This is a genomic window from Amphritea atlantica (assembly GCF_018860855.1).
GTDB classification, from domain to species: Bacteria; Pseudomonadota; Gammaproteobacteria; order Pseudomonadales; family Balneatricaceae; genus Amphritea; species Amphritea atlantica_A.
The window spans coordinates 132,368-143,768 of the sequence record NZ_JAHKQE010000005.1; the positions used below are offsets into that span (position 1 = coordinate 132,368).

The 11,401-nt window shown below is 46.5% G+C and carries 7 protein-coding genes; all 7 read right to left on the bottom strand.

The window, feature by feature from the left end; all coding sequences use genetic code 11:
• Positions 1-107: 107 nt before the first annotated feature.
• Complete coding sequence (locus tag KO512_RS02525) at positions 108-887, bottom strand: enoyl-CoA hydratase (RefSeq protein ID WP_215950766.1); 780 nt, start codon at positions 885-887, stop codon at positions 108-110.
• A gap of 93 nt (positions 888-980) precedes the next feature.
• Complete coding sequence (locus tag KO512_RS02530) at positions 981-1,433, bottom strand: YaiI/YqxD family protein (RefSeq protein ID WP_215950767.1); 453 nt, start codon at positions 1,431-1,433, stop codon at positions 981-983.
• Positions 1,434-1,451: 18 nt separating this feature from the next.
• A complete protein-coding gene (ttcA, locus tag KO512_RS02535) occupies positions 1,452-2,333 on the bottom strand; it encodes a tRNA 2-thiocytidine(32) synthetase TtcA (RefSeq protein WP_215950768.1) in 882 nt (293 codons plus the stop codon).
• 122 nt (positions 2,334-2,455) lie between these two features.
• Positions 2,456-3,808 carry a TolC family outer membrane protein gene (locus tag KO512_RS02540; protein ID WP_215950769.1) on the bottom strand — a complete coding sequence of 451 codons (1,353 nt, stop codon included), beginning with the start codon at positions 3,806-3,808 and terminating at the stop codon, positions 2,456-2,458.
• A 35-nt stretch (positions 3,809-3,843) separates the two neighbouring features.
• Positions 3,844-5,334, bottom strand: a complete 1,491-nt coding sequence (locus tag KO512_RS02545) for an HlyD family type I secretion periplasmic adaptor subunit (protein ID WP_215950770.1) — start codon at positions 5,332-5,334, stop codon at positions 3,844-3,846.
• Positions 5,334-7,514, bottom strand: coding sequence for a type I secretion system permease/ATPase (locus KO512_RS02550; protein WP_215950771.1), 2,181 nt, complete (start codon positions 7,512-7,514; stop codon positions 5,334-5,336). Before KO512_RS02550 ends, KO512_RS02545 begins: the two co-directional genes overlap by 1 nt.
• Positions 7,515-7,684: 170 nt before the next feature.
• Positions 7,685-11,401 (bottom strand): beta strand repeat-containing protein (locus tag KO512_RS02555; RefSeq protein WP_215950772.1); only part of this gene is annotated, 3,717 nt, incomplete at its 5' end.

Consider the following 11,401-nt stretch of genomic DNA (forward strand, 5'->3'; position numbering starts at 1 on the left):
AGTCATGATGAAATCTTACCCTATTAATGAGATCGATCCAGCATAGCAGTAAGCAGAAAGACAAAAGCCGCAACAATCGCTGCGGCTTTCAGTACTCAATGATCAATTTACCGATGTTGCCAACAAGGTTTACGTTTATTAATAAAAGCGTCAATCCCCTCGCCCGCATCATGGGTGAGCATATTGTCAGTCATCACACGGCTACACTCAGCATAAGCCTCGTCTAAAGGTTTATCTATCTGGCGTACATAAGCCTGTTTACCTATCGAGACTGCTTTGCGCGAACTCGCGGCAATTTTACCGGCCACCTCATCTACTTTTTGCTCAACTAGTTCATCAGCGACAACCCAGTTCACCAGACCAATCTCGGCCGCTTTTGCCGCACTGATCATATCACCGAGTAACAGCATCTCCATCGCATGCTTTTTACTGACGGCTCTACTCAAAGCAACCATTGGCGTGGAACAAAACAAACCAATATTCACCCCAGGTGTCGCGAAGCGTGACTTATCACTAGCAACCGCAAGGTCACAGCTCGCCACCAACTGACAACCCGCTGCCGTGGCAACCCCGTGTACCTGCGCAATCACAGGGATAGGTAGGTTAACGATTCGCTGCATTAGTTGCGAACATGTATCAAATGTACATTGGTAATAATCTTCTTCGCCCTCGCCCATCATCTGTTTTAGATCATGACCGGAACAGAAACCACGACCACTGCCTTTTAGCACCACAACACGCACCGTGCTGTCACCAGCAATCGCATCCAGTTCAGCAATCAGTGCCTGCATCAGTTCCATTGACAGAGAGTTGTAGGCATCGGGACGGTTAAGTGTCAGTTTACAAACACCATCAATATCGTCTCGAATCAAAAGTGCATCGTTCATAGAAACCTCAGTTATTATTTTTAATACCTGAGACGCTAAAGCAAAACAATACAAAAATAAAGGTTTACCCCTATTTTTATCTGAAATCAGTACTCAGCGAACAACGTGTTTAACCAAAAAACGGTCTAATTGATTGGCAAACTGCTGTCGATCCTGTTGATTAAGTTTTGCCGGCCCACCCGTATCAATGCCAGAGCCACGTAACTGATCCATAAAATCACGCATATTTAGCCGCTGCCGAATATTTTCAGCTGTGTAGAACTCACCTCGGGGATTCAGTGCATGGGCACCCTTTTCAAGGACTTCAGATGCCAAAGGAATATCGGCCGTAATCACGAGATCACCGGGGAGGCTTTTTTGGACAATATAATTATCCGCCACATCAAAACCCGCAGGTACCTGCACCGCACTGACAAAGGCCGATGGTGGGGTATTTAAAAACTGATTCGCCACTAGTACCGTCTTAACCCCCAAGCGTTCGGCTGCCCGATAAAGAATCTCTTTAACCACATTAGGACAGGCATCTGCATCAACCCATATATTCATAGGGTTAGCTCCGTTTAATCAGAGTGAAAGAATATCGATCATTTCCGGTAGCGTCGAATTCGATTGTTCAGCATCGCCTTGAGGCGCAACACCTCGCGGAGAGCCCCGTTGAAGTCCTTTAAAATCGAATAATTCCGTATCTGCCAGATGGGACGGTACAACATTCCTTAATGATCGAAACATGATTTCAATACGGCCAGGGTGGTGCTTATCCCAGTCTTGTAGCATCTCTTTCACCACCTGACGCTGTAGGCCATCCTGCGAGCCACACAGATTACAGGGGATAATCGGAAACTCACGCAATTCGGCATAGGCTGCAATATCTTTTTCACGAGCATAGGCCAGCGGTCGGATAACCATATTTTTGCCGTCATCGCTCAATAACTTAGGCGGCATCGATTTGAGTTTGCCACCATAAAACATATTCAGGAAAAACGTTTCCAAAATATCATCACGATGATGCCCCAGCGCTATTTTATTGGCGCCGATCTCTTCGGCAAAACCGTAGAGCGTTCCACGTCGTAGACGGGAGCATAAAGAGCAAGTGGTTTTACCTTCCGGTATCAGCTCTTTAACCACCGAATAGGTATCCCGCTCAATGATATGAAACGGCACACCAATATTCGCTAAATATTCTGGTAGTACATGCTCAGGAAAGCCCGGTTGTTTCTGATCCAAGTTAACCGCAATAATCTCAAAATGAATTGGCGCGCTTTTCTGGAGATTCATAAGAATATCCAACATGGCAAAGGAATCCTTACCACCGGACAAACACACCATCACCTTGTCGCCATCGTCGATCATATTAAAATCTTCGATTGCGCGACCCGCTTCACGGCGTAGACGTTTCTGTAGTTTGTTTAGACGGGTTTTCTGCTGCTTTGCCAGTTCTTCGCTCATAGACACATTCAAGGAGGCTGTTAAAAAGGCGGGGATTATAGCGGATTGTAAAACAAGATTCAGCCTGCAAATCGAGCGGTCGCCAAAACAGGCTACCGCTCGATGACAGAGAGGTGATGCGCTTAGTTACGTTGCGCAGAGACTTCTGCTTGATCTTCAAGAGTCAAAACAGATTCACGATCCAGATTAAGAACGCTGAGCAACTCGCCCATCGCATTCAGTACTCGGAATTGAGTCAGTATGCGATCTTTATCAGCAGAGAGTAGCTCACGTCGCGCTTCAAATAGTTCATTCTCAGCATCTAGCAAATCAACCAAAGTACGGCGACCGAGGCTAAACTGCTGCTTGTAGGCATCCAGTGTTTTCTCTGCTTCAATAACATGCGCTTCCAGAAACTCCATTTGACGTTCTAATAACTGGTAGGCATTCCATGAGAGGCTCATACCTTCAGCTACTTCACGTTGTGCTCGGTCACGAATAGCACTGGCTTCCATCAGCTGGTAATAAGCTTCTTTCTTACGATAAGAATCAGCATTACCATTAAACAGGTTGTAACGCATCCGGACCATCGCGGTCAGGTCATTGGTATAGCCCTCTGTACCATCGATATTATTATTCCACGTGCCACCCAGTTCTAACCGTACATCAGGATGAAAATCGGAATCGCGCGTCTTTAATTGCGCCACCGCAGCATCGACATCGAGCTGAGCCGATTGTAGTGTTGGGTGAACCTTGCCGGCTCGCTCTAACGCTTGATCATAAGAGACCGGTATAAACTCATCAACGGCATCAGGCTTAGCCAATCCAATCGCTTCCTGGCCAACGATTTTAAAATAACGGGCCTTAGCATCCAGAACATTGTTATCCGTTGCTAAATAATTAGTGTGCGCCCGACTCAGCCGTCCCTTCACTTGGGAGAGATCTGAAGCAGAACCTAAACCGTGCTCTGAACGCTTACGAATACCATCAAGAATTTCGATATGCGCTTCAAGGTTATCCGCCGCCAGAATCGATTCTTCCTCAGCATGGATCACCGTCATGTAGGCATCAGCCACCTCTAGTGTGGTGTTTTCAGCCACATTCCAGAGTTGAAAACGATGCGCTTCGGCTTCAGCTTTTGTCCGATCATTATCATTTTTAGTCCGCAGCCCATCGTACAACAACTGGCTCATGGTCAGCGAAGCTTCGCCGCGCTCTAGATCGACATAATCTGAACTACCAGTCGCTGTACGGGTAGTTGGACTATCGGTCCACTCACCACCCCAGCCTAAAGCCAGATCAACCGTTGGCTTATAGCCAGCCTTAGATACTCCCATCTGCTCGATGCGGCTCAAGTACTGGTTTTTTACAATCGCAACATCAGGTGAGTTACCAATAGCAAAAGACGTCGCTTCTACCAGTGTCTGTGACGAGACTGCACCCGACCACATCACCATCGCTAGCGCACTAGCTGTTATTTTATTTATATGACCCATTGAACCGTTCCCCCCGGATAAAGTCCTTTTAAACGTTATCGTTCTCTTAATGCCTGCTGCTGGGCCTTAAAAATAGGCTTGAGCAGATAATCAAGTACACTCTTTTTGCCCGTCATGATATCAACTGTTGCCATCATGCCGGGAATAATTGGCAGCGACGTAGCACCCCGCCCTAAATCTGTATTCTCTGTACGTACGCGGATTAGGTAATATAGATTACCCTTCTCATCTTCAATCGTATCTGCGCTGATATGTTCCAATGTACCCTTCAAGCCACCGTAGATCGAGAAATCATACGCGGTTAGCCGAACGACCGCACTTAACCCCGGTCGTAAAAAAGCAATGTCCTTAGGTGATATCTTCGCTTCGATCAGTAGATGATCTTCAGTCGGTACGATCTCAATCAAATCCATCCCCGGCTGAATAACACCGCCGATGGTATTAACAGAAATAGTTTTGATGGTGCCATGTACCGGAGACACAACCGTGGTCCGATCTACACGATCACGCAAGTTAACCTGAGCTTCCGTTTTTTGTTTTAATTCCGCTAAACTTTCATTTAGCTTTTGCTGGCTTTCGCTGCGAGCATTTAACGCGATTTCACGACGTTTCGCAACCGACTCATCGATACTTAGCCGAACTTTAGGCAATAATAACTTCGCGCCCTCAAGCTCTTGTTTATAACTATTCAGTTCTCTTTCTAGTTTAATTAACTCAATTTCAGGAATGACGCCCTCATCGGCTAAGGGTTTAGTCATTTTTAGTTCACGCAAACCCAACTGATAAGAACGATATAGATGGCTTATTTTAGATTCGAGTTCTTTCGCTTCCTGATCACCCTGCTCAATCTGACGGCCAATAATATCTAACTGGTTGTTGAGGTTTCTCAAATATTCACTTAACTGAGATTGTTCCCTATCGAGCAAATCAGGATTCCTTGCCTGCCAATCGGCATCGAGCGCGATAGGCTGTGGATCGATCTTCACCTGCTCCTTCCACTCACTCTTAGGCAATACATCATTGATGATAATACTTTCAAGTTCTGCCCGATGCCGAGCAATCGAAACCTCAAGATAAGCTTGCTCCTGCGCTTGCCCTCGAAAATCGGATAAGAATCGAGTTTCATCCAAACGTAACAAAGGCTGACCCGCTTCGACTTTATCGCCCTCTTTAACATACAACTCTTTAAGAATACCGCCTTCCAAATACTGCACGACCTGTATCTGTTGCGATGGAATCACGCTGCCTTCACCTCGAGTGATTTCATCCAACTCAGCAAAATATGCCCAGACAATCGCCACAACAACAAAGCAGACCACTCCCCAGAGCAACATCTGTGAGCTTCGTGGCGTATCGAGCAAAACACTCGCAGCGGCGTTATCAATAAAATCATGCAACCCGTCATCAACAGCGGTTTTGCCCTGTTTCGATTGTTTAACGGGTTTCACATCGGTCGCAACGTTACTCGCCTTTGACGTACTCTCTTCTGCAGAGGCCGAAACATTATCCTTAGGAAGATCACCCATCAGGATTTCACCTCCTGTTTCGTCTTCTGCTGGTTAACGCCATCGCGTAACCAGTTAATAACCTCTGCTTTAGGTCCATCGGCAATCAAACGACCATTTTCAAGCACGATAATCCGATCAACAACATCCAAAAGACTCGATTTATGTGTACTCAGGATCACGGTTTTACTACGATCCAAGGCTTTAAGTTGATTCATTAACCTTACTTCAGACTTACGATCTAGATGACTACTCGGTTCATCTAATAACATAATAGGTGGGTCCATCACGATCGCTCTAGCAGCCGCGACTGACTGACGCTGGCCACCTGAGAGCTGTCGACCACCTTCACCAACCTGTCGTTCAAGGCCTTCTGGATCATGATTAGTAAAGGCGGTCACACCACCCCACTCGGCGGCGCGCAATAAATTTTCATCACTGGTAAAGGGAGCCCCCATCACGATATTGTCTCTGATGCTGCCAAAGAACAGATGATTTTCCTGCATAATAGCACCGATATTGCGTCGCAAATCCGCCGGATGTAGCTGCGCTATATTGACACCATCGATACGCACATCCCCCTGCGTGCACTGATACAAGCCAAGGATCAACTTCTCTAGTGAGCTTTTACCTGCCCCTATACCACCAATCAGTGCCACCCGTTCGCCGGGCTGAATGGTAAAGCTGACATCCTTCAGCGCGTAACTCTGCTGGCCTGGGTAGGAAAAGCAAACCTTATCAAATTCAATTTTGCCCTGCAGCTTAGGACGGCTGACGTAACTCTTACCTTCCTCTTCCTCGATAGGCATTTCCATGACCTGATTAATAAGGCTCATAGAGGCTTTAGCTTGATTGTATCGGGTTGCCAGCAATGACAGTTGAGCTAACGGCTGTACCGCTCGTCCACCCAGCATCACCGAGGCAATAATCCCCCCCATACTCAGGTCTCCCGCCGCCACCAGATAAACACCCAGCACAACGATCCCGACCGTCATCATTTGCTGTAAAAAACCGGATAAGGAGGATGCACCATTAGCCAGTTTTCGCGTTTGAATGTCATGCTGTCCCATCTTGCTGACAGCTTGCTCCCAAACCACCTGATACTGACTCTGCGCACCATTGATTTTAACCGCTTCAATACCGGTCAAACCCTCAACAAGGGTTGCCTGCTTTTGCGAAGCAATCTTTGATGTTAGCTCAATCTGCTTTGCCAACGGTTTTTGAATATATAGGCTGTAGCCAACTAAAATAATCATCACCGTCAGTGGCACAAGCACCAGCGGGCCGCCAACAACCCAGATCACTAAAAGAAATAACAGCGCGAACGGCAGATCAATCAATGCGCCGAGGGTCGCCGAAGTAATAAACTCTCGGATCATTTCAAACGATTGTAAATTATTCGCAAAAGCGCCAACAGACAGCGGGCGGGCTTCTAATCTGATCCCCATCACGCGCGCAAATATTTTAGCGGACAACTGTAGATCCAGTTTTTTCCCAGCCACATCAATAAAATAAGATCGCAGATGTTTGAGTATCAGGTCGAAAACAAACACTAACCCAACACCAATGGCTAAGACCCAAAGGGAATCAAACGCAAGGTTTGGCACAATCCGGTCATAGACATTCATGACAAACAAAGGTGACGCAACCGCAAAGAGGTTAATCAACAAAGAGGCGATCATCACATCTCTGTAAATGGGTACCGCACTGCGAAAAGTTCCCCAGAACCAATGCCCTTCCTGAGTGTCGAGGACATCAGGACTTCGCTGATCAAATTGATATTTTTTGCGAATATAAAATAGATGGCCGGAATAGATTTTTTCCAGCGCCGTCAATGATAACTCTACCTCACCATCACCACTTTCCGATTGCAATATCCGAGCGGTACCCGCTTGGTGATTAATCGACATTAAGATACAACTGCCATGGTTGTGTAATAACAACACACAGGGCAATAACAGTTCATGTATCTCAGATAATGCTTGGTCCGCCAATCGAGCAGACAAGCCTGCACGCTCAGCCGCCCGAGGAAACAGCGCCAACGTTAATCGGTTATCAACGAGTGGTAAGCCACTACTCAATGAATCTTCAGAGGCGGGGGTTCCATAGTATTTACTCAAAAGAACCAGAGCATCTAGCAAAGGATCAACAAACTGTTCTCGACTGGTACCAAACACCCAGTCTGATTCTGATTGTTCCACTATTTCTTATTGCCTCTTCGGAATACTATCTATCTAAAGTATCGATTTAACAAAAACAAATCAACAACTTACGAACTTCCATCAAACAAATACCATACGACTGTTTGATATCGCCTCATAGCCATAAAAATGGGCAGCTTCCGAAAAAGCCACCCATTATGGTTCAACCATTAAACGATCAGTTTAGATTGATCTATAAGCTGAGTAAGCAACTCATTATTTGTCGCCGCCTGATCAATATTTAGATCCGTTTTCAAACTATCGAGGCTGACATTATCGAGTACGATCTCCTGAACAACATCACCGGCAGCGCTATCCTTAACATTCAACACTGTATCGCTGTCGCTATTTTCAGTTAGGCTCAGGTAAGATTCAACGACACCGGAAGTTGTCAGTCCCAGAGAATCCAGCAGGTCCGATAGATCAATTTTATCCTCAGCAACGGTAAAGTCCTGAATAATATCGCTAGCTGGTGCTGCTGCACTGCCCTGGTCCCCCGCGTTCCACTCGAAAGTGTCCGCTCCAGCACTACCCATCAACAGGTCATCACCCTCATCACCTATCAAGATATCGTTTCCACCGAGGCCATCGATGATGTCATCACCGGTAGTACCAACCAAACGGTCATCTCCAGAAGTAGCGGTGGTTTGGTATTTTTCAATCACCAATATCAACGGCTGATCCACAGAAGTATCACCATCATTATCCATCACACTGATAGTGAAGTTTTCGGTTACCGTATCGTTCGTTTGTTCCGTAGACATATAGGTGAAGTTGCCGGTACCAAAGTCAAGGTCCATACTACCTTCTTTCAAGGCGATGGTTTGGACTGGATTATCAGCATCATAACTGTAAGTCACACCATCATAGGTCAACTCTAAGATATGCCCGCCGTCTGCACCGAACACCACGCCAGTACTGCCATCATTGGTAAATAAGCTTCCCTGAATTGAATCGACTGTCGCCAACAGCTCTTCAGCCAAACCAGTTCCGGCAATGGTTGCATCAATCGCTGCCCGTTCTTCATTATCAATACCGTTATAAGCAATCGGTTCAAGATAGGTGACCGCTGCACCACCAAAACCAACCGCATAGGAATCGATATTGTTATCAGTAACAAAATCTTCCCACTCAGTCTGATCCGAAGAACCAATTCTATCCCCGCGAGTCGGTGAACCATCGGATAAGAAGTAGGAAATATTCTTACCCCCTGAGAGATACCCTGAAGTTTCAGCGAAGGCTGTTTCTGCTGCCGCCAACGCAGCATCATAGTTAGTAGTGCCACCCATATCAGAATCAGTTAATCCACTAATATAGTCCTTCGCATCCGAGATACTAATCCATCCCCCATCTGCAACCGTACTAGCACTACTGCTAAAGCTAACTATCTGAACTGCTGTCTCACCAGTATCCGCATAAGAGTCCAACATGGTAATGAGTGCTGCTTTCATGTTAGTGAGGTTGTCGCCTCTCATACTTCCAGAGAAATCTAAGATCAACATGATATTTGATAACACAACCGGCACTTGAATCGTATTACTGAGATCGCCACTGAAAGGACTATCATCCTCGATACGAATATTCAAAGTACCACTCGCACTCTGCGTTCCATCCGTGGCCTGTAAAGTAAGATCGAAGTTTAGGCTGTCTTCACTACTGGTATCCGAATGATCAACCGGCCCTAACAATGTAACGGTATAGGTTCCATCATTGGCAAGCTCAATCTGGATAATATCAGTGCCATCAGCGCTACCCGTTAACGTTTGATCGTTATTACTCAACTCAAACGTCACATCACTACCACCGGAGGTGAGTGTCGTACCATCCGATGTCGTCACCGTCGTCACTGCAGCAAATGTTGCCGCAAGCGCATTACCTGAACCATCAACAGCAGTATAGTTTCCGGTAGAAACCGATTCGTCTGTTGTATCCTCAGACGCTGGATTAGTGTCAACAAGCCCTGTCGCAAGCCCTTCTTCAGACACCGCAGCCGCTTCTACAGCACTAATACTAGGTTTAGCATTAACTTCAATCACGGTGATATCGAGGTTTGCCACCGTCTGTGCTGTATCAACAACAACACCGTCAACGACTTCCTGAGAAGTCGCGGTAACCACTAAGGTATGAACTTCACTTTCACCATTTACTAGGTCGGTATGCCCAATATAACTTAGGTTATCCAAATCCCAGTTGGTCACATCAACTTCCGTATTGCCAGCCGTCGCCGTAATGCTATTAGTACCATCCGTTAAGGTAGACCCTTCTGGAATAGAAGAGATCACCACACTACCGAGGACTTCGGAACCATCGGTATCAACCAGCGTTGAATCGATAGCCGTCAACTTAATCTGGGTATCTTCATAACCTTTGTTTAACTCTATAGGGTAATAACCGCCATCAGTGCCCGTTGTTAGAATAAGGTCAGAATGGCTCCCTTGAGCTGCATCAACGGCATCAATACTCGGATACATATCAACCGCAGCGGTATCAAATGCTTGGCTAGCGCCGCCATTCACACTCACATTCACCGACAAGTCACCAGGGCCACTGTGGTTATAGATATACATTTCAAAAGTATAATAGCCCGTTGCAGAGGCTGTAAAATCACCATAGGTCGTTACGGTACCCTGACCGATATTATCAGTCCCCACCGTCGATGTATCATAGGCCCCATAAGCATCTCCGGTCGTATCAACAATAGTATCGCCACCGATCTCAATCAGGAACGCATCATCGCTAAAACCATTGAACGACAGCGTAGTACCCGCTTCAAGGTAGATAACCCCAGAAGTGACTTCGATACTATCAACGGCGATATTGTCAGGACCATCGCCACCATCTCGATAAGGCTGAGTAGATACCTGAGTTGTTCCACCGGGAAGAGCATCAGAAATGCCTTCCAAATCAACACTATCGATTAACGCACTATTCTGACCCACATTGGTATAGACCGTTGTCGTCAAGCCGACAGCGTCAGGTACAAAAGCTAGATCAACCACGTTATCGCCATTGTCTGCCTGAGTACCATTAACCGATAGGTTAGGGGCATCCGCATCAGGAGTCACATCGATGCTGAGTGTCGCCGGAGTCGTACTCCAATTACTGCCATCAGAAACACTGAAGGTAATGGAATCATATGAATTAAGTTGATCCCCTTCTCCAGCACTGTTGTAGTCATCAAAACCAGACTCATGCAATGCAGGCTCAAAGGTCAACTGTCCTATATCGGCACTATCGATAACATTAGAACCCGCATTAAAGGTTGCTAAGTTAGCGGCTGTTATTTCTACGCCGTTAAACAATAACGTCCCATCCGTCGGCAGCGATTCGATCCGAATCATCTGCAGCGAATCTCCAGCATCAGCATCACTGAAACCAAAGCTTGCTGTAGTGAACGTTAGAGTCGTGTCTTCCAACGTATTCACAGTACTGTTGACAGCATTTGGCAAGTGATCATTATCTAGAATGGTACCCGTACCTGTTGCACTGCTATTCGTGGTTGTGCCTGTTGTAACCGTTGCTGTCAGATCAAAGGTTTCATCCGTTTCAGCAATGCTATCTGAAACCGTCGCAGAACGTACCTGAATAGAGGTCTCACCTGGCGCAAAGCTTAGGTCACCCGTTACGGCTTCCCACTGGCCAGAGACACTATCAAAGTATTCGAGGTTTGGAGTGTAATCCGTAGTGTCAGTAGCGCTCCCAGTATCAACCGTGGCAACACTAACACTAACAGTTTCAGTGCTCGGATTACTCAGGCTGATGCTGAATTCCATCTGCCCGCCTTCGGCCACACTTGGGTTGCTGACTGTCAACGTAGGAATATCGTTATCCAGATCGGAGCCCGGATCATTGCCGTCAGGGCCGGTACCATCATCGGTAATCGTACC

Coding starts and splice junctions, on each gene's coding strand:
- KO512_RS02540 (WP_215950769.1), bottom strand. CDS start 3,808: ATGGGTCATATAAATAAAATAACAGCTAGTGCGCTAGCGATGGTGATG.
- ttcA (WP_215950768.1), bottom strand. CDS start 2,333: ATGAGCGAAGAACTGGCAAAGCAGCAGAAAACCCGTCTAAACAAACTA.
- KO512_RS02530 (WP_215950767.1), bottom strand. CDS start 1,433: ATGAATATATGGGTTGATGCAGATGCCTGTCCTAATGTGGTTAAAGAG.
- KO512_RS02525 (WP_215950766.1), bottom strand. CDS start 887: ATGAACGATGCACTTTTGATTCGAGACGATATTGATGGTGTTTGTAAA.
- KO512_RS02545 (WP_215950770.1), bottom strand. CDS start 5,334: ATGGGTGATCTTCCTAAGGATAATGTTTCGGCCTCTGCAGAAGAGAGT.